The organism is Candidatus Arsenophonus phytopathogenicus, assembly GCF_056113345.1.
Genome location: NZ_JBUIOB010000017.1, coordinates 99,998 through 120,537, shown reverse-complemented (window position 1 = coordinate 120,537; position 20,540 = coordinate 99,998). Strand labels below are relative to the sequence as shown.

The window sequence follows — 20,540 nt, the reverse complement described above, 5'->3', positions numbered from 1 at the left end:
TCTGATTAAGGAATTATTGGATGTCTCTCAATGGTTGAATGTCATACTGGTTTATGGCGTAAAGTGAGATACAATAGTGGTATGTTTTATTTCGGTCAAATTTGAATTGTTTTACGAGGCAAATTGACTTTTTATTATATCATAGTAACGGGTTGATTTATGAGTGTGAATAGCGATGCTAAAGAAAGCGGACGTAGTTTTGATGTAGTAAAATGGGTATTAGTCGCGATTCTTTTAGTTATTGCTATTGTTGGTAATTATTATTTCCGACAATACAATCTTGCATTACGTGTCATAGCAGTTGTTGCTATTGCCGCGCTTGCTGGTGGCATTGCATTGTGGACAGCAAAAGGAAAAGCAACTTTAGCATTTGCTCGCGAAGCTCGTATTGAAATGCGTAAAGTCATTTGGCCAACGCGCCAGGAAACATTACAGACAACATTAATTGTTGCGGCAGTTACTGCCGTTATGGCACTAATTCTTTGGGGATTAGATGGTATACTGGTGCGTTTAGTTTCATTTATTACAGGCCTGAGGTTCTAAGATGTCTGAATCCCCTAAAAAACGCTGGTATGTTATTCAAGCATTTTCTGGTTTTGAAGCTAGAGTTGCCCAGTCATTGCGTGAACATATCAAGTTGCATGATATGGAAGATAAGTTTGGTGAAGTGATGGTGCCAACTGAAGAAGTTATGGAAATTCGAAGTGGCCAACGTCGTAAAAGTGAACGAAAATTCTTTCCAGGATATGTTTTAGTTCAAATGACTATGGATGATGCTAGCTGGCATTTAGTGCGCAGTGTACCACGTGTTATGGGTTTTATTGGTGGTACACCAGATCGCCCAGCTCCTATTAGCGATAAAGAAGTTGATGCGATTATGAATCGCTTGCAGCAAGTAGGGGATAAGCCGCAACCCAAAACACTGTTTGAGCCAGGAGAAATGGTTCGTGTTAGTGATGGTCCATTTGCAGATTTCAACGGTGTGGTTGAAGAAGTTGATTATGAAAAGAGCCGTCTTAAAGTATCGGTTTCTATTTTCGGTCGCGCAACACCGGTAGAATTAGATTTTAGTCAAGTAGAAAAAGTGTAATACACTTGACAACTTGCTAAAGGTGGGAAATTTAGCTACAATTTCGCGCTTTTATTTTTTATGGTCTGAAAATTGCACAGGTCATTATATACACAGGGGAGCTTCATAATTGAAGCGACATTACCCAATTAGAGGAAATATGCATGGCTAAGAAAGTACAAGCCTATGTTAAGCTGCAAGTTGCAGCAGGCATGGCTAATCCTAGTCCTCCTGTTGGTCCAGCTTTGGGTCAGCAAGGTGTGAATATCATCGAATTTTGTAAAGCGTTTAATGCTAAGACAGATAGCTTAGAAAAAGGCTTGCCAATTCCAGTTGTAATTACTGTCTATTCAGACCGTTCATTTACATTTATAACCAAGACACCACCTGCCGAGGTATTACTGAAAAAAGCAGCGGGTGTTAAATCAGGTTCAGGTACACCAAATAAAGAGAAAGTTGGTAAAGTAACCAGCGCACAAATTCGTGAAATTGCTGAAACTAAAGCTGCGGATATGACAGGGGCTGATATTGAAGCGATGATGCGTTCAATTGAAGGTACTGCTCGTTCCATGGGCTTGGTGGTGGAGGGTTAATCAATGGCTAAACTAACCAAGCGTATGCGCAATATCCGTGAAAAGATTGATGCAACTAAACAATATGATATTACTGAAGCAATTACACTCTTGAAAGAATTAGCGACGGCTAAATTTGTAGAAAGCGTTGACGTTGCAGTTAATCTTGGTATTGATGCACGTAAATCTGATCAAAATGTTCGTGGGGCAACTGTTTTGCCGCATGGTACCGGTCGTTCTGTTCGTGTTGCGGTATTTACTCAAGGAGCGAATGCTGAAGCGGCAACAGCTGCTGGAGCTGAATTAGTTGGTATGGAAGAACTGGCTGATAAAATTAAAAAGGGTGAAATGGACTTTGATGTTGTTATTGCTTCGCCAGATGCAATGCGCATTGTTGGCCAGTTAGGTCAGATTTTAGGACCTCGTGGCTTAATGCCAAATCCTAAAGTTGGTACAGTAACGCCTAATATCGCTGAAGCGGTTCAAAATGCCAAAGCGGGTCAGATCTGTTATCGTAATGATAAAAACGGTATCATTCATACCACTATTGGTAAAGTTGATTTTGACGATAGTAAATTAAAAGAAAACCTTGAAGCACTATTGGTTGCGTTGAAAAAAGCAAAACCCTCTTCTGCTAAAGGTGTTTATATTAAGAAAATTAGCCTATCTACCACGATGGGAGCAGGAATTGCTGTTGATCAAGCAGGATTATCTGCGCCAGCATAATTTTTGAGTATCATTTTTAGCTTTACTTTTGTGTTAAATTTGTATAGAATTTGGCGCCTTATGTTTGCTATTTCTATTTTAAACAGAAAATAGCAAACGCTGAATTTAGGTTGGTGCCTGGCCTTATCCAGGCCCCGTCCAAGACCGTAGGTGTAAGTGATTACTTAATATCCTACGTAGACGGTGACAGAGCCACTAAGATTAATTTCTGGATTCTGCTCACCGTATTTAACGCTCAAACATATGGGATGTTTTGAGTGATGTGAGTCCCGGGGTAACCCGGTTAATCCAGGAGCAAGAAGCTAATGGCACTAAATCTTCAAGACAAACAAGCGATTGTTGCTGAAGTCAGCGAAGTAGCCAAAGGTGCGCTGTCTGCAGTTGTCGCGGATTCTCGTGGTGTAGCTGTAGATAAAATGACTGAACTGCGTAAAGCAGGTCGCGAAGCTGGTGTTTATCTGCGTGTTGTTCGTAATACGTTGATGCGCCGTGTTGTTGAAGGTACTGCTTATGAGTGCCTTAAAGAAGCGTTTATTGGTCCAACCTTGATTGCTTTTTCTAATGAACATCCGGGCGCAGCAGCTCGTTTGTTTAAAGAATTCGCGAAAGCGAATCCAGCATTCGAGATTAAAGCCGCAGCCTTTGAAGGAGAGTTTATGCCAGCGAATCAAATCGATCGTTTGGCAACTCTTCCAACTTACGAAGAAGCAATTGCGCTTCTGATGTCAACCATGAAAGAAGCCTCTGCAGGTAAATTGGTTCGAACTCTGGCGGCACTACGCGATCAGAAAGAAGCTGCTTAAAGCTATTTCCGTTGTTGCTTTTTAACGTATAAAATATTTCTGAATTTTAGGAACCCTTGTTATGTCTGTAATAACTAAAGAACAAATTCTTGATGCAGTTGCAGAGATGTCTATAATGGACGTTGTTGCACTGATCACTATGATGGAAGAGAAGTTTGGCGTTTCTGCTGCGGCAGCAGTCGCGGTTGCTGCACCTGGTGCAGCTGAAGCAGTTGAAGAAAAAACTGAATTTGATGTTATCTTGTCTGCTATTGGTGCTAACAAAGTTGCGGTTATTAAAGCTGTTCGTACAGCAACTGGCTTAGGACTAAAAGAAGCCAAAGAAATGGTAGAATCAGCGCCAGCAACAATTAAAGAAGCAGTAAGCAAAGACGAATCTGAAACATTGAAGAAATCGCTGGAAGACGTGGGTGCTTCTGTTGAAGTTAAATAAGCTTTGCTTTAAGTTGGCAGCCTAATTTTATAGGCTGACGGCTGGTGATTTTTTAGTCACCAGCCTTTTTGCGATATAAAGTGTATTAGGGTATCAGTAATATTTCACACTGTTTAGTTACTGAGTGATCCTTTCAATGCTTTTTGCTATTGACAACTTAATATACTGCGTTTATGACTCTGACAATTAAAGCTTGGTAGTTATACAATGCAATGAAATGATTTAAGGGTAATAGCAATAAGTATTATGGAAAATAATCTGTTTCCGTTCCTAAAAATAGTGTTGCAGATGCTGTCCTTTAGGACGGACAGAGTGGGCCACTGATCAGCAAGCTGAGGAACCCTATGGTTTACTCCTATACCGAGAAAAAACGTATTCGTAAGGATTTTGGCAAACGTCCGCAAGTTTTGGATGTTCCTTATCTTTTATCTATCCAACTTGACTCGTTCGCTAAATTTATCGTGCAAGATTTAGAAGGTAAGAATGGGCTGGAAGCAGCATTCCGTTCTGTATTTCCAATTCAAAGCTACAGTGGCAATGCTGAATTGCAATATGTTAGCTATCGTCTTGGTGAACCTGTATTTGATGTTAAAGAATGTCAGATCCGTGGTGTCACTTATTCTGCTCCCTTACGGGTTAAACTACGCCTTGTTATTTACGAGCGTGAAGCACCAGAAGGCACAGTAAAGGATATAAAAGAGCAAGAAGTTTACATGGGTGAAATCCCACTCATGACGGATAATGGTACTTTTATTATCAATGGTACAGAGCGTGTTATTGTCTCTCAATTACATCGTAGCCCTGGTGTATTTTTTGATAGTGATAAAGGTAAAACCCATTCTTCAGGTAAGGTATTATATAATGCACGCATTATTCCTTACCGTGGTTCATGGTTAGATTTTGAATTTGATCCTAAAGATAATCTTTTCGTTCGTATTGATCGCCGTCGTAAATTACCGGCGACCATTATTCTACGTGCGATGGATTATGGTACCGAAGAAATCCTCAATCTCTTTTTTGAGAAAACGATTTTTCAAATCAGTGATAATAAACTGTTGATGACGTTAATACCTGAACGTTTGCGTGGTGAAACGGCTTCTTTTGATATTGAAGCCAACGGTAAAGTCTATATTGAAAAGGGCCGCCGTATTACTGCACGTCACATTCGTCAGCTAGAAAAAGACCAAATCAGCAGTATTGAAGTACCTGTTGAGTATATTGCCGGTAAAGTGGTAGCTAAAGATTACATTGATGAAAGTACCGGCGAATTAATCTGTATAGCTAATACAGAGCTTTCTCTGGATATGTTGGCACGTCTAAGTCAAGGCGGTCATAAAACCATTGGGACCTTATTTACTAATGACTTAGATCATGGTGCATATATTTCAGAAACATTGCGTACTGATCCAACAAATGATCGTTTAAGTGCATTAGTTGAAATTTACCGTATGATGCGTCCAGGCGAGCCACCTACTCGCGAAGCGGCAGAAAATCTGTTCGAGAACTTATTCTTTTCTGAAGAACGTTATGATCTTTCCGCTGTAGGGCGCATGAAATTTAATCGCTCACTAGATCGTGAAGCAATTGAAGGCTCAAGCATCTTAAGTAAACAAGATATCATTGATGTGATGAAAAAACTCATTGGTATTCGCAACGGTAAAGGTGAAGTTGATGATATTGACCATTTAGGTAACCGTCGTATTCGTTCGGTTGGCGAAATGGCTGAAAATCAGTTCCGAGTTGGTTTAGTGCGAGTTGAGCGTGCGGTTAAAGAGCGTTTATCATTAGGTGATTTAGATGCATTAATGCCTCAGGACATGATTAACGCGAAGCCGATTTCTGCTGCGGTTAAAGAGTTTTTTGGTTCTAGCCAATTATCGCAGTTTATGGATCAGAATAACCCACTGTCTGAAATCACACATAAACGTCGTATTTCAGCATTAGGGCCAGGTGGATTAACACGTGAACGAGCTGGCTTTGAAGTTCGTGACGTACATCCAACGCACTACGGACGTGTATGTCCAATTGAAACACCTGAAGGACCGAATATCGGTTTGATTAACTCATTGTCTGTCTATGCACAAACCAATGAGTATGGTTTTTTGGAAACACCTTATCGTTTGGTACGAGATGGTATCGTTACTGATGAAATTCATTATTTGTCAGCGATTGAAGAAGGTAACTACATCATTGCTCAGGCGAATACTGTTTTAGATGATGATGGTCGGTTTGTTGAAGAATTAATCACTTGCCGTAATAAAGGTGAATCCAGTTTATTCAGCCAAGATCAAGTGGAATATATGGACGTTTCAACCCAGCAGGTTGTTTCTGTTGGTGCTTCATTAATTCCATTCCTTGAGCATGATGACGCAAACCGTGCATTGATGGGTGCGAACATGCAACGTCAGGCGGTACCGACGTTATGCTCAGATAAACCATTGGTTGGAACGGGTATGGAGCGTGCCGTTGCTGTTGACTCTGGGGTAACAGCGGTAGCTAAACGTGGTGGTACCGTTCAGTATGTTGACGCTTCACGTATTGTTATCAAAGTTAATGAAGATGAAATGTATCCTGGTGAGGCCGGCATTGATATCTATAATCTGACTAAATATACGCGTTCTAATCAGAACACTTGTATTAATCAAATGCCATGTGTTTCGCTCGGTGAAACGATTGAACGCGGTGATGTTTTGGCTGATGGACCATCGACTGATTTAGGTGAATTGGCGCTTGGTCAAAATATGCGCGTGGCGTTCATGCCCTGGAATGGTTACAACTTTGAAGATTCTATTTTGGTATCTGAACGAGTGGTACAGGAAGATCGTTTTACCACCATTCATATTCAGGAATTAGCTTGTGTATCGCGTGATACTAAGTTAGGGCCAGAAGAGATTACGGCAGATATTCCTAACGTAGGCGAAGCTGCATTATCCAAATTGGATGAATCAGGTATTGTTTATATCGGTGCTGAAGTAACGGGCGGCGACATTCTGGTTGGTAAGGTAACACCGAAAGGTGAAACGCAATTAACGCCAGAAGAGAAATTGTTGCGCGCCATTTTTGGTGAAAAAGCTTCTGATGTTAAAGATTCTTCACTGCGGGTACCAAATGGGGTATCAGGAACGGTTATTGATGTACAAGTATTTACCCGTGATGGCGTAGAGAAAGATAAACGTGCGTTAGAAATTGAAGAAATGCAGCTTCGTGATGCGAAGAAAGACTTAACTGAAGAGTTGCGTATCTTTGAAGCAGGTCTATTTGCCCGTATCCGAGCAGTACTAACTAATGGCGGTATTGAAGGTGAAAAACTAGATAAATTACCGCGTGAACGTTGGTTAGAATTATCCTTAAAGGATGAAGAAAAACAAAATCAGCTAGAGCAATTAGCTGAGCAGTATGATGAGCTGAAAGCTGAATTTGAGAAGAAGCTAGAGGCTAAACGTCGTAAGATCACTCAAGGTGATGATTTAGCGCCAGGCGTATTGAAAATCGTTAAAGTTTATTTGGCAGTAAAACGCCAAATCCAACCGGGCGATAAAATGGCCGGCCGGCATGGTAACAAAGGTGTTATTTCAAAAATAAACCCTGTTGAAGACATGCCTTACGATGAAAGTGGTAACCCTGTTGATATCGTTTTGAACCCACTGGGCGTACCATCACGTATGAATATTGGTCAAATTCTGGAAACCCATTTGGGGATGGCTGCTAAAGGTATTGGTGATAAAATCAATGCCATGCTGAAACAACAGCGTGAAGTAGCCAAATTGAGAGAATTTATTCAGAAAGCTTATGACTTAGGAGATGATCCTCGTCAAAAAGTTGATCTCAGTACCTTTTCTGATGAACAAGTTCTGCGGTTAGCACATAATTTGAAGAAAGGTATGCCAATTGCGACACCGGTCTTTGATGGTGCAAAAGAAAAGGAAATCAAAGAACTATTGACTTTAGCTGAGTTGCCGACTTCCGGTCAGATTACATTGTATGATGGTCGTACAGGCGAGAAATTTGAACGTCAGGTGACAGTTGGCTATATGTATATGCTAAAACTGAATCATCTTGTTGATGATAAAATGCATGCACGTTCAACAGGCTCCTATAGTCTGGTTACTCAACAACCGTTGGGTGGTAAAGCACAGTTTGGTGGTCAGCGTTTTGGTGAGATGGAAGTTTGGGCTCTGGAAGCATATGGCGCCGCTTACACCTTGCAAGAAATGCTTACCGTTAAATCCGATGATATGAACGGACGTACTAAGATATATAAAAACATCGTAGACGGCAACCATCAGATGGATCCAGGGATGCCGGAGTCTTTCAATGTATTATTGAAAGAGATCCGTTCGCTGGGTATTAACATCGAACTGGAAGACGAGTAATAAGTGATGTTGTAAAGCTTAGTCGCGACTAAGCTTTACAAGTTGTTACACTGGGTTTAGGAGGAAGCGGTTTTAACCACTTCCTCGTAGGTTTAACTCCGACAGGAGCCATTCCGTGAAAGACTTATTAAAGTTTCTGAAAGCACAGACTAAAACAGAAGAGTTTGATGCGATCAAGATTGCTCTGGCCTCTCCAGATATGATCCGTTCATGGTCATTTGGTGAAGTGAAAAAGCCAGAAACTATTAACTATCGTACGTTCAAGCCTGAGCGTGATGGTCTTTTCTGTGCACGTATTTTCGGGCCAGTTAAAGATTATGAATGTTTGTGTGGTAAATATAAACGATTAAAACACCGAGGTGTGATTTGTGAGAAATGTGGTGTTGAGGTTACTCAGACTAAAGTGCGTCGTGAACGTATGGGTCATATTGAGTTGGCTTCACCGACAGCACATATCTGGTTTTTAAAATCATTACCGTCACGTATTGGTTTGTTACTTGATATGCCTTTGCGTGATATTGAGCGAGTACTCTACTTCGAATCTTATGTTGTGGTCGAAGGGGGTATGACAAGCTTAGAGCGTGGGCAAATCTTGACTGAAGAGCAATATCTTGATGCTTTGGAAGAGTTTGGTGATGAATTTGACGCTAAAATGGGTGCAGAAGCTATCCAATCTTTACTAAAAAATCTCGATTTGGAGCAAGAGTGTGAAGTGCTACGTGAAGAGTTAAATACAACTAACTCTGAAACTAAGCGGAAGAAATTGACCAAGCGTATCAAACTGCTAGAAGCGTTTATTCAGTCTGGTAATAAGCCTGAGTGGATGATCCTAAATGTACTACCGGTATTACCGCCGGATTTGCGTCCGCTTGTTCCGCTAGATGGTGGTCGCTTTGCAACTTCTGATTTAAATGATTTATATCGTCGCGTTATTAACCGTAACAATCGTTTAAAGCGTCTATTGGATTTGGCTGCACCTGATATCATTGTACGTAATGAAAAACGAATGCTACAAGAAGCGGTTGACGCACTGCTGGATAATGGACGTCGTGGACGTGCGATTACTGGTTCGAATAAACGTCCGCTGAAATCTTTGGCCGATATGATTAAAGGTAAGCAAGGTCGTTTCCGTCAGAACTTACTGGGTAAGCGTGTTGATTACTCAGGTCGTTCTGTTATCACGGTTGGTCCTTATCTTCGCCTGCAACAATGTGGTTTGCCGAAGAGAATGGCATTAGAATTATTTAAGCCATTTATTTATGGTAAATTGGAATTACGTGGATTAGCGACAACGATCAAAGCAGCCAAGAAGATGGTTGAGCGTGAAGAAGCTGTTGTCTGGGATATTCTCGATGAAGTGATTCGTGAACATCCGGTGATGCTAAACCGTGCTCCAACGCTGCATCGTCTTGGTATTCAGGCGTTTGAGCCTATTTTGATTGAAGGTAAAGCAATCCAATTACACCCACTTGTGTGTGCTGCTTATAACGCTGACTTTGACGGTGACCAGATGGCTGTTCACGTCCCGTTAACTTTAGAAGCACAGTTAGAAGCGCGTGCCTTAATGATGTCGACAAATAATATTTTGTCGCCAGCCAGTGGTGAACCTATCATAGTACCTTCTCAAGACGTGGTACTTGGTTTGTACTATATGACACGTGATTGTGTAAATGCTGAAGGTGAAGGCATGGTATTGTCTGGCCCGAAAGAAGCTGAGCGGGTTTACCGTGCAGGCTTAGCATCATTACATGCTCGCGTTAAAGTCCGTATTACAGAAGAAGTCCGTGATGGTGAAGGTAATGTTGAGGTTGCAACTCAGTTAGTTGATACCACAATTGGTCGCGCTATCTTATGGATGATTGTACCTAAAGGCCTGCCATACTCATTGGTTAATCAGCCGTTGGGTAAAAAAGCAATTTCTAAAATGCTTAATACTTGTTACCGTGTTTTAGGTTTAAAACCAACCGTTATCTTTGCCGACCAGATCATGTACACCGGTTTTGCTTATGCAGCTCGTTCTGGTGCTTCTGTTGGTATTGATGATATGGTAATACCGGAGAAGAAAGCCAGTATTATTGCTGAAGCTGAAGCTGAGGTTGCTGAAATTCAAGAACAGTTCCAATCAGGTCTGGTTACTGCGGGCGAACGTTATAACAAAGTTATTGACATTTGGGCTGCGGCTAATGAGCGTGTCGCAAAAGCGATGATGGAGAATTTATCCACAGAAACCGTTGTTAACCGTGATGGCCAAGACGAACAACAAGTTTCGTTTAACAGCATCTTTATGATGGCTGACTCTGGAGCACGTGGTTCTGCCGCACAGATCCGTCAGTTAGCGGGTATGCGTGGTTTGATGGCGAAGCCGGATGGTTCAATTATCGAGACTCCGATCACCGCTAACTTCCGTGAAGGTTTGAACGTATTACAACACTTCATTTCAACTCACGGTGCACGTAAAGGTCTAGCCGATACCGCCTTGAAGACAGCAAACTCAGGTTATTTAACCCGTCGTTTAGTTGATGTTGCACAAGATCTGGTTGTCACTGAGGATGATTGTGGTACCCACGACGGTATTTTAATGACACCAGTTATTGAAGGTGGTGACGTTAAAGAACCTTTACGTGAACGTGTCTTGGGTCGAGTCACCGCGGAAGATATATTAGTACCTGGTACAGCGGACATTTTAATACCGCGTAACGCCTTATTAAGTGAAAAATGGTGTGATGAGCTGGAAGCTAACTCTGTTGATAGCGTAAAAGTACGCTCTGTTGTAAGTTGTGAAACTGACTTTGGTGTTTGTGCGAAATGTTATGGACGTGATTTAGCGCGGGGTCATATCATCAATAAAGGTGAAGCTGTTGGTGTTATTGCTGCTCAATCAATCGGTGAGCCTGGCACACAGTTGACAATGCGTACATTCCATATTGGTGGTGCGGCATCACGTGCTGCTGCGGAATCCAGTATTCAGGTACGTAACAAAGGTAATATCAAACTAGTTAATGCTAAGTTTGTAACAAATTCTGAAGGTCACTTGGTTATCACTTCTCGTAATACAGAATTGCGAGTGGTAGATGAATTTGGTCGAACCAAAGAAAGCTATAAAGTTCCTTATGGTGCACACCTTAATAAAGGTGATGGTGATGGCGTTGATGGTGGTGAAACCGTTGCTAACTGGGATCCACATACCATGCCGGTTATCAGTGAAGTTGCGGGTATTATTCGTTTCTCTGATATGGCAGATGGACAATCTATTATACGTCAGACAGATGAACTAACGGGTTTATCATCAATTGTTGTGCTCGATACAGCTGAGCGTACTGCGGGTAGTAAAGATTTTCGTCCTGCATTGCGTGTTGCTGATGCGAAAGGCAATGATGTATTAATTCCGGGTACTGATATGCCAGCACAATATTTCTTGCCTGGTAAAGCGATTGTTCAATTGGATGATGGTGCAACAATTAATATTGGTGATACTTTAGCTCGTATTCCACAAGAATCGGGCGGTACCAAGGATATTACTGGTGGTTTACCACGGGTTGCTGATCTATTTGAAGCACGTCGACCAAAAGAGCCGGCTATTTTGGCTGAAATTAGCGGTATTATTTCTTTTGGTAAGGAAACTAAAGGTAAGCGTCGCCTAGTTATCAAACCGATAGATGGTGATGATGCATACGAAGAAATGATCCCTAAATGGCGTCAGCTTAATGTCTTTGAAGGTGAGCGAGTTGAGCGTGGTGATGTGATTTCTGATGGCCCGGAATCACCGCATGATATTTTACGTTTGCGTGGAGCGCATGCTGTTGCTCGTTATATCACCAATGAAGTCCAGGAAGTTTATCGTCTACAAGGCGTTAAAATTAACGATAAGCATATTGAAGTTATCGTTCGTCAGATGTTACGTAAAGTCACAATTGTTGATGCTGGTAACTCTGAATTTTTGGAAGGTGAACAAGTAGAGTATGCACGCGTTAAAGTAGCGAACCGTAAATTAGAGCAAGATGGAAAAGTGCCTGCTACCTTCAGTCGTGATCTGCTAGGTATTACCAAAGCGTCTCTGGCAACAGAGTCCTTTATCTCAGCAGCGTCATTCCAGGAAACAACACGTGTGCTTACCGAAGCTGCGGTGGCTGGAAAACGTGATGAACTTCGTGGTTTGAAGGAGAACGTCATTGTTGGCCGTCTAATTCCTGCCGGTACAGGCTATGCATATCACCAAGATCGGATGCGTCGTCGTCATATGGTTAATGAACCTGTTGAATCATCACAAGTTAGCGCTGATGAGGCAACGGTTAATTTTGCAGAATTGCTCAATGCGGGTTTTGGTAACCGAGACCATGAATAATGCAGCTTGATTGTAAAAAATGCCCTCATAACGAGGGCATTTTTATAGTTATATTATGGAGAAAATTAAAATAATGACACGCTGTCGTTTTATTACTTTATATGTATTGAGTATTTTTATTTCTTTTTTCTCAGTTTTCCACTTTATGCGGAAAACAGCATGGTTCCATTGTTAGAAAAACGTCTTGATGCTGATCTCAACAAACCAATGAAAGTTAGCCAGGATAGTGTGATTTATGCGGTAGTGGGAGGAAAAACACGGCCAGCTGGTTGGTTATTGAAAAATTCGGTTTTACTTATGCAACCGGCGAAAAATAATTTTTACCGTTTTCATTTTGGTAATAGTGTTGGCTATATTACTCAGCAACAAGCTTTTGAGGCAAAAAAAATCAGTTTCCGACTGATACTTTAAAACAATTAGATCAGCCAGTTTATGACTATTTAGTGACCACTGAAAAAACGCCTATCTATGAAAATGCAGATGAGAAAAGCACGGTTATTGGTTTTCTGTCCGCCAATTTACGTTATCCAGTACTAAGTCGAATAGCGAAGAAAGTTGGTTTTGACTCATCATCCATGAGCTCTTGGTTTATTATTGATCTTGGTGGTAGACTGGCTTTTATTGATGGTCAAGATGTTTCATTAGATAAAGGGATCCCAATTCTCACCTATCATCATTTACTTCCTGATAATGAAAATAAATTATTTCGCCATACTTCAACAACTACTTCGGTAACAGCTTTTAAAGCTCAAATGGATTACTTAAAACAAGCGGGTTATCAGACAATTACCTTGGATGAAGTTGATGGTTATTTAAAGAAAAAAATTAATTTACCGGGTAAGGTAGTCAGTATAACTTTTGATGATGGCTTAAAATCGGTTTATCGCTATGCTTATCCAATCTTGAAAGCGCATGCGCAAGCTGGCAACGCTTTTTGTTATCTCCTCGCGGATTAAATTTCATGATCAAAAATGGGATCCGAATGGTTTACAATTTATGAGTAGACATGAGTTGAAAAACAGTCTCGATGTCTTTGATATTCAATCTCACTCCCATTTTCTGCATAGATTAGATAATAAAACTCAACCGATTATTTTTAGCCGATCTTATCGTACAGTAAAACTTGATTTTGCCCATTCTCGTCGTGTATTAGCGCCATTTAATCCATTTCAACGTTACTTGGCATATCCTTTTGGTGCCTATAATGGACAGGTCATGGATGCGGCAAAAGCTGCTGGAATGATGTTGGCACTGACGACTATTCAAGGTAAAGTGAAACTGGGTGATAATCCGTATGCTTTGAAACGATTATATGCCTTGCGGAATGATCCAATGGAAAAATTTGCGCAAATGGTGGGCAATGGCGAGCAACAAAATTATTAATAAAGACATTATTGTTGATCAATAAAGACTCATTGTAGGTATCACCATAGGTAAGATCATAGCTAGGCAAATTTTTATTCTATTTAGTTGCTAGAAAAAAATGAATTAAAAATTAACCATTTGATCGAGTAGACCGGCTATCACCACCGATTAAGGCGGTGTTTTATTAACGGCCTAAATGGTGATCCCAATCTTTCCCGACGGGTTGGAGTCCAGCATTGATAATAACCTTAGCCATGGTTTCAGCGCTGCGATTATCATAGACAGTAAATTGCTCCAGTGCTTGATGATTTCAGCATAACCACCGGGTTGAGTCTTTGAACCAGCGCTAAGGGTATTGATAACCAGTGGAATAATATTATCACGGAAAAAAGGAGATTCACGGGTTGATAATGAAAGCTCAACTTCGGGTGCCAATAAACGGAAAGCGCAAATTAATTGAATTAATTCTGCTTCGTGGATGGTTGATGCTGGCTGAATACCCCCTATACAAGCGCGTATTCGAGGAAAAGAAATAGAGTAACGGCTTTTCCAATATTTTTTTGCAGATAAGATAGATGATTTGCGACGAGATAATAGTCAACTCGCCAATTATCGGATAATCCGATTAGTGCACCTAAGCCGATTTTATCAATACCGGCCTGGCCAAGGTGATCCGGTGTTTCTAGACGCCAAAAAAATCTTGTTTTTTCCCCCGTAAATGGTGCTGCTGATAAGTTGGTTGATGATAAGTTTCCTGGTAAACCAGTACACCATCTAAGCCAATTTCTTTCAGTTCCCTATATTCTGTAATTGTTAATGGTTGAACCTCCATCAATAGCGTACTGAAATATTTTTTAATTAATGAATATATTGGCGAAAATAATTCATCCCCACTTTGCTTGGATGTTCACCGGTTACCAGCAAGAGATTATTATATCCAATGGAACGTAGCGCTTCGCATTCTGCAATAATTTCTGTTTCGTGAAGTGTTTTTCGTTTGATTGGGTTGTGCATGGAAAAACCACAATAAGTACAATTATTAGCACACAGGTTAGACAGGTAGAGCGGTACATAAAGACCAACAGTATTGCCAAAGCGCTGGCGGGTTAATTTTTGCGCTTTTTGAGCGATAACTTCCAGATAGGGGTAGGCAGCGGGTGAAATGAGAGCCATAAAATCATTCAGGGACGGTCTGTCTGAGCAAATCGCGTTTTCAACCTCTTGAGCCGATTTGCTATTAATTTGTATCGCTAGTTGCTGCCAATCAAGTTGCTGATAAACTTCAGTAAAAGCCGTCATTATTGAAATGCCTCGAGGAATTGAGTTAAAGGGCTAGTGGATGCCGATCGATGCTGCTGAGCCGCGAGTCCAGCAGCTTGTACTATCTCACCTGCTTCAGTGGCAATGCGAAAAGCGTGAGCCATTGCAACAGGATCATTAGCAACGGCAATGGCGGTATTTACCAGTACAGCATCGGCTCCCATCTCCAAAGCGGTTAATGCATGACTGGGTGCTCCGAGCCCTGCATCGACAACAACTGGGATCGAGGCTTGTTCAACAATAATTTGTAAAAAATCGTAGGTAATTAATCCTTTATTGGTACCGATAGGTGCGCCAAACGGCATCACAGCGGCGCAACCTACCTCCTCTAAACGCCGGCACAAGACAGGATCGGCACTACAATAAGGTAAAACAATAAAACCTTTTTTTACCAATAGTTCAGCCGCTTTTAACGTCTCAATCGGATCGGGTAATAAGTATTTTGTATCGGGGTGGATCTCAAGTTTTACCCAGTTTGTGGCTAAGGCTTCACGCGCTAGACGAGCGGCAAATAAAGCTTTTTGGGCATTTTTAGCACCAGTAGTATTAGGTAATAATTTGACGTCGATTTTTTGTAATGGCGCCAAAATATCATCATTTTTATTTATTAAATCAAGCCGCTTCATCGCCATGGTGACTAACTGACTGCCAGAAGCTTGTATAGCCTGAGTCATCAATGATGAATTAGCGAATTTTCCGCTACCAATAAATAAACGTGATTGAAAAACAGTATCAGCAATTTTTAACATAAATTAGCCTCCGGCAATGGCCTGGAATAGCAGGATCTTATCTTGGTGGTTAATATAGTGATGGTTCCAATCTTCACGGGGAATAATGATCTGATTAATTGCTATTGCAATACTTGATGAGTTAAGTTTCAGATGATCAAATAATTGGCTGATTGTGATCGCACTGTTAAGTTCGATCAGTCGATCATTTAGCATAATGTGCATATTTATCTCCTGGTTCCACAAACTAAACAGCTTTTTGCTTTGCTAAGCAAGGTATGCCAATTGTGTTGTTTACCATCGAATAATTTCAGTTTTCCATTGAGCGAAGAAGGTAAATTGATTAATAATTTAATCGCCTCTAAGGCTTGCAGGGTGCCGATAACGCCAACAATCGGTCCGACAACTCCTGCTGTGCGGCAGTTTTGATAGGGTTCATTGGTATCAGGATAAAGGCAAGCATAGCAGCCTTGGTTATAGGGAGGTTCAAGTACTAACAGTTGACCATTGAACCCTACTGCACTATCACTAATGAGTGGTTTTTTTCTGCCACGCAAGCTGCATTAATTGCCTAGCGGGTTGACATATTATCAGTACAATCCAATACCAGATCTGTATTGCGGACAAGTGGACGGAGAGAATGATAATGTTGTTTGGTGTTAAATGTTTTCACCTTGATTTGTGGATTGAGCTGATTAAGCTGTTTTGCTGCTAATGTGACTTTAAGCTGAGAAACATCCTGCGTATGGTAAAGAATTTGTCGTTGCAGGTTGGAAATATGTAGCTTATCGTTATCGGTCAACCAGAGTTCGCCGACACCGGCCGCCGCTAAATAAAGTGCCGTCGGTGAACCCAGCCCCTCCCCAATCCTACAATAAGCACTTTGCTCATTGTTAATTTTTGTTGTCCTTTATTGCCGATTTCTTCAAGTAATGGCTGGCGGCTATAGCGCATAAAAATAGCATCATCAAGCATCGATCATTTCCTTACCTTCGATGAGATAGAGTAACTGAGCAACAACTTTGCGCCAGTTAGTCGATTTGGTGATCGCACTAACCATAGCAATACCCCCGACGCCAGTTGCAAGCACTGCGGGAACACACGCTAAAGAGATACCGTCTATTGCAATAGTGGGATAATCTGGTGTGTCATTAACCTGATGTTTTTGGGTTACTAAACCTTGCGGTGAAGAGGGCATTAATTTTGTAGTAGTAGGAAAAATATGTTCTAATGCTATATAAGAGGGTTTTAACTGCTTTGCTCTGATGAGTTCTTTTTGTTTATGGGTCGAAATTCCTAGGCGCAATCCCGCTTTTTGTAGGTGATTCAGATCAGCGAAATTAATATCCTCTTGCCCTAAATGGACGCCATAGGCGCCATATTTTATGGCTAATTGCCAATAGTCATTAATAAATAGGCGAGCTTGATATTGCTGGCCTAGCATAATTGCCTGATTAATATCTTCTTCGAGGTTACTGGCTAATCGATCTTTGATCCTTAATTGAATAGTGGTAACACCGACGCTAAGCAAGCGCCTTATCCACTCGACGAAATCAACCACTGGATACAAGCCAAGTTTATGCTCCGTAGTTGCAAATGCGTGATCAGGCCATTTTGTCATCGGAAATCGTCTCCATATCGTGGTATAGCTCACTACCGTGGGCGCGAAATGTTTACCGACATCTGTGCCATTTGAGCTGCATGCTCACGGACCTCTTGTGAAATTTTCATGGAACAAAATTTAGGCCCACACATTGAGCAAAAATGTGCGACTTTACCAGCGGCTTGCGGTAGTGTTTCTCATCATGGTAGGCACGTGCGGTTGTAGGATCGCGAGCCAGATTAAATTGGTCTTCCCAACGAAACTCAAATTTGGCTTTGGATAAGGCGTTATCACGAATTTGAGCCCCAGGGTGGTCTTTAGCCAGATCAGCGGCATGGTCGGCAATTTTATAGGTAATAAGTCCTTGTTTTATATCTTCTTTATTAGGTAAGCCCAAGTGTTCTTTTGGGGTAACATAACAGAGCATGGCACAGCCAAACCAACCAATTAAAGCCGCACCGATACCAGAGGTAAAGTGATCATAACCTGGTGCGATGTCGGTGGTTAAAGGCCCTAAGGTATAGAATGGCGCTTCATGGCAATGAGTTAATTCTTCCGTCATATTGCGGCGGATCATTTGCATTGGGATATGGCCAGGGCCTTCTATCATAACTTGAACATCATATTGCCAGGCTACCTTGGTTGATTCGCCTAATGTATATAGTTCAGCAAATTGCGCTTCATCATTAGCGTCTTGTAAGGAGCCAGGCCGTAATCCATCGTCAAGGGACAAAGAGACATCATAAGCGGCACAGATTGCACAGATTTCGTCGAAATGGGTATACAAAAAATTTTCTTGATGATGTGACAAGCACCATTTGGCCATAATAGAGCCACCGCGAGAAACAATACCAGTCAATCGATTAGCAGTCATTGGTATTATAGCGTAGTAAGACACCGGCGTGGATGGTAAAGTAGTCTACGCCTTGTTCGGCTTGTTCAAGTCAGGTGTCGCGAAATATTTCCTAGCTCAAATTTTCTGCCACGCCATTGACTTTTTCTAGTGCTTGATAAATTGGCACTGTACCAATAGGAACTGGGCTATTACGTAAGATCCATTCTCTCGTTTCATGGATATAGCGGCCTGTCGATAAATCCATCACGGTATCAGCTCCCCAGTGAGTCCAGATTAGTTTTTCAATTTCTTCTTCAATCGATGAAGTTACTGAGGAATTACCCATATTAGCATTGACTTTCACCAAAAAATTTCGACCAATGATCATCGGCTCGGATTCAGGATGGTTAATATTGGCTGGAATAATGGCACGTCCAGCGGCAACTTCTTGTCGAACAAATTCAGGGGTAATATTGTTTGGCAGGTTAGCATTAAAGCTTTGACCTGGGTGCTGTTGAGTTAATATTTTACTATTGATACGCTCGCGTCCCATATTTTCGCGGATCGCAATAAATTCCATTTCAGGTGTGATTATCCCTTGACGGGCATAGTGCAACTGCGTGACTGTTTTTCCGGTTTTGGCTTTTAATGGTTGTGGTCGGTAATTGAAGCGAAGATGATTCAATCCTGCATCAGCCAGTCGTTGTTGGGTAAAATAAGAGCTTGGTTTTTTAACTAACTCAGTATCATCGCGATCGAGGATCCAGTATTGGCGGCATTTTTTTAAACCCTCCTTAATATCTATAGTTACATCAGGATCGCCATAGGCGTCAGAAGTATCATAGACAGGTATTGCCTCATTCTCTACAAACAAGGGTTTATCTTTTGTACCGCCAACCAAGGTCGGTGAAAGCTGAATTTCACGCATAGGAACTTGGGTATTATAGTGATAACCTGTTAAATAGATCCGTTTTGAATTGGGAAAGTTGATATTTTGTAGCTTATCAAGAAAACGTTGTGCCGCTTCACGTTGTGCTTTTCGTGGCGAAGTGGTATTGGTTTTAACGGTAATATCGCTGGTTGCAATAATATTTTCGACATAGCAAATTCCTAAAATCATTACAAATGGTTCACGTAAGAGAGAAATTGCTTGTCTGGAGCTAGGTGAGAGTAATAGTATAATAATTGCGCTGTTTACTTTTGATAAGTCAAAATCGCAGGTTGATTACTCTTGTTCCCTTCGCAGATATTAGCCTGATCAGGTTCCGCGGATCCCGAATTAACGGTCTCAGCCTGTAGGTATTATTAAACCGACTAGGCACTCCGACAAGATGATATCAGTATATAAGAGAGATAATGAAAACTGCAATGGATAACTTCTTCATCAAACAACTGAATCAAAATAGACACTTGATATTGATGAATAAGGCATATTTTCAAAATTCACTAATCAATAAAATATAGAAGAATTGAGCTATATGATTAGAAAAAAGTTAACAGGAACAGAAACAGGCTGGTGAGTGGTTAGTTCTGGTGGTCGAATTTGGTTGCCAAATGGTGATTTACCGAAAGGTTCCGCCCAATTTTGGTCGCTAACAGGAAAAGAGGCACTCCCTATTGGTGAATGGCAAGTGGAAACGATTTGGTTAATTATAGCAAAATCACCAACGGATATTTGTTCGCCGCGATGGATTGCCAGTCAAGATGAGGGGCTATTTAAACTAGTTGGACGCGGTATTCAACTGGCAGAGTTTTATCGTTCGCACCATTATTGCGGTTATTGCGGCAACAAAATGACAGCCAGCTTAACCGAATGGGCATGCTTGTGTAGTCATTGTCATGAGCGCTATTATCCGCAAATTGCGCCCTGTATTATTGTTGCTATTCGGCGTGCTGATCATATCTCATTGGCTCAACATCGGCGTCATAAAAAAAAGCCAATATTTACTGTATTAGCAGGATTTGTTGAACTAGGTGAGACTATTGAAGAAGCGGTGAAAAGAGAAGTAAAAGAAGAGAGTAATATTATCATTAGTAACATTCGCTATATTGCTTCACAGCCATGGCCTTTTCCTCATTCATTAATGATCGGTTTTTGGCTGATTATGCCAGTGGTGAAATCCAGGCTAATCCTGATGAGTTAATTAGTGCGGACTGGTATCATCATGATAAATTACCGCTTATACCGCCTCCTGATACCATAGATCGCCGTTTAATTGAAGATACACTGGCTTTATGTCGGCAAGAAAATGATAACTTATACGAATAATATTAATCACGCTATATCTAAGTTGTTGCTGATTTAAGCAACAAGAAAAAGGCAAATACACGATGATAATTGGCAATTTCTAATTGCCATTTAATGGAGCTA

The 20,540-nt window shown here is 41.2% G+C and carries 14 protein-coding genes, 4 pseudogenes and 1 riboswitch; of the genes and pseudogenes, 12 read left to right on the top strand and 6 right to left on the bottom strand.

Annotated elements, in window-relative coordinates; genetic code table 11:
- The first annotated feature begins 159 nt into the window (after positions 1–159).
- The 11 genes from secE to AC01GB_RS03825 all read left to right on the top strand — a co-directional run bounded on the left by secE (position 160) and on the right by AC01GB_RS03825 (position 13,701).
- Positions 160–543: a preprotein translocase subunit SecE gene (secE, locus tag AC01GB_RS03875; RefSeq protein ID WP_474450581.1), complete on the top strand. Its 384-nt coding sequence runs from the start codon at positions 160–162 to the stop codon at positions 541–543.
- Position 544: 1 nt separating this feature from the next.
- Positions 545–1,090, top strand: coding sequence for a transcription termination/antitermination protein NusG (nusG, locus tag AC01GB_RS03870; protein ID WP_474450579.1), 546 nt, complete (start codon positions 545–547; stop codon positions 1,088–1,090).
- 143 nt (positions 1,091–1,233) lie between these two features.
- A complete protein-coding gene (gene rplK, locus AC01GB_RS03865) occupies positions 1,234–1,662 on the top strand; it encodes a 50S ribosomal protein L11 (protein WP_474450576.1) in 429 nt (142 codons plus the stop codon).
- Between the two features lie 3 nt (positions 1,663–1,665).
- Positions 1,666–2,367 (top strand): 50S ribosomal protein L1, encoded by a 702-nt coding sequence (gene rplA / locus AC01GB_RS03860; protein ID WP_474450573.1) that lies wholly within the window; start codon positions 1,666–1,668, stop codon positions 2,365–2,367.
- A gap of 305 nt (positions 2,368–2,672) precedes the next feature.
- Positions 2,673–3,170, top strand: coding sequence for a 50S ribosomal protein L10 (gene rplJ, locus AC01GB_RS03855; protein ID WP_474450571.1), 498 nt, complete (start codon positions 2,673–2,675; stop codon positions 3,168–3,170).
- Between the two features lie 61 nt (positions 3,171–3,231).
- The gene (rplL, locus tag AC01GB_RS03850) at positions 3,232–3,603 is read left to right on the top strand and encodes a 50S ribosomal protein L7/L12 (protein WP_474450568.1); all 372 of its coding nucleotides are present in this window, start codon (positions 3,232–3,234) and stop codon (positions 3,601–3,603) included.
- Between the two features lie 344 nt (positions 3,604–3,947).
- Positions 3,948–7,976 (top strand): DNA-directed RNA polymerase subunit beta, encoded by a 4,029-nt coding sequence (gene rpoB / locus AC01GB_RS03845; RefSeq protein ID WP_474450567.1) that lies wholly within the window; start codon positions 3,948–3,950, stop codon positions 7,974–7,976.
- Between the two features lie 115 nt (positions 7,977–8,091).
- The gene (gene rpoC / locus AC01GB_RS03840) at positions 8,092–12,318 is read left to right on the top strand and encodes a DNA-directed RNA polymerase subunit beta' (RefSeq protein ID WP_474450564.1); all 4,227 of its coding nucleotides are present in this window, start codon (positions 8,092–8,094) and stop codon (positions 12,316–12,318) included.
- A gap of 159 nt (positions 12,319–12,477) precedes the next feature.
- The gene (locus AC01GB_RS03835; RefSeq protein WP_474450561.1) at positions 12,478–12,729 is read left to right on the top strand and encodes a hypothetical protein; all 252 of its coding nucleotides are present in this window, start codon (positions 12,478–12,480) and stop codon (positions 12,727–12,729) included.
- Positions 12,730–12,761: 32 nt separating this feature from the next.
- A complete protein-coding gene (locus AC01GB_RS03830; protein WP_474450560.1) occupies positions 12,762–13,274 on the top strand; it encodes a polysaccharide deacetylase family protein in 513 nt (170 codons plus the stop codon).
- Positions 13,231–13,701, top strand: a complete 471-nt coding sequence (locus tag AC01GB_RS03825; RefSeq protein ID WP_474450557.1) for a polysaccharide deacetylase family protein — start codon at positions 13,231–13,233, stop codon at positions 13,699–13,701. The genes AC01GB_RS03830 and AC01GB_RS03825 overlap by 44 nt, the downstream gene beginning before the upstream one ends.
- Before the next feature lie 166 nt (positions 13,702–13,867).
- On the opposite strand, the pseudogene thiH reads toward AC01GB_RS03825, so the two are convergent.
- From thiH to thiC, 6 genes and pseudogenes are all read right to left on the bottom strand, one after another.
- Positions 13,868–14,982 (bottom strand): annotated as a pseudogene (gene thiH, locus AC01GB_RS03820) (2-iminoacetate synthase ThiH).
- The gene (locus AC01GB_RS03815) at positions 14,982–15,752 is read right to left on the bottom strand and encodes a thiazole synthase (RefSeq protein ID WP_474450554.1); all 771 of its coding nucleotides are present in this window, start codon (positions 15,750–15,752) and stop codon (positions 14,982–14,984) included. Before AC01GB_RS03815 ends, thiH begins: the two are co-directional and overlap by 1 nt.
- 3 nt (positions 15,753–15,755) lie before the next feature.
- Complete coding sequence (gene thiS, locus AC01GB_RS03810; protein ID WP_474450552.1) at positions 15,756–15,956, bottom strand: sulfur carrier protein ThiS; 201 nt, start codon at positions 15,954–15,956, stop codon at positions 15,756–15,758.
- Positions 15,957–15,958: 2 nt separating this feature from the next.
- Positions 15,959–16,706: pseudogene (locus AC01GB_RS03805) on the bottom strand (HesA/MoeB/ThiF family protein).
- On the bottom strand, positions 16,699–17,352 hold the full coding sequence (gene thiE, locus AC01GB_RS03800; protein WP_474450550.1) for a thiamine phosphate synthase: 654 nt from the start codon (positions 17,350–17,352) through the stop codon (positions 16,699–16,701). Before thiE ends, AC01GB_RS03805 begins: the two are co-directional and overlap by 8 nt.
- Positions 17,336–19,289 (bottom strand): annotated as a pseudogene (gene thiC / locus AC01GB_RS03795) (phosphomethylpyrimidine synthase ThiC). The gene thiE and the pseudogene thiC overlap by 17 nt, the downstream one beginning before the upstream one ends.
- Positions 19,290–19,387: 98 nt before the next feature.
- A riboswitch (TPP riboswitch) is annotated at positions 19,388–19,505 on the bottom strand.
- A 184-nt stretch (positions 19,506–19,689) separates the two neighbouring features.
- On the opposite strand from thiC, the pseudogene nudC reads away from it, so the two are divergent.
- Positions 19,690–20,438 (top strand): annotated as a pseudogene (gene nudC / locus AC01GB_RS03790) (NAD(+) diphosphatase).
- Positions 20,439–20,540 lie beyond the last annotated feature (102 nt).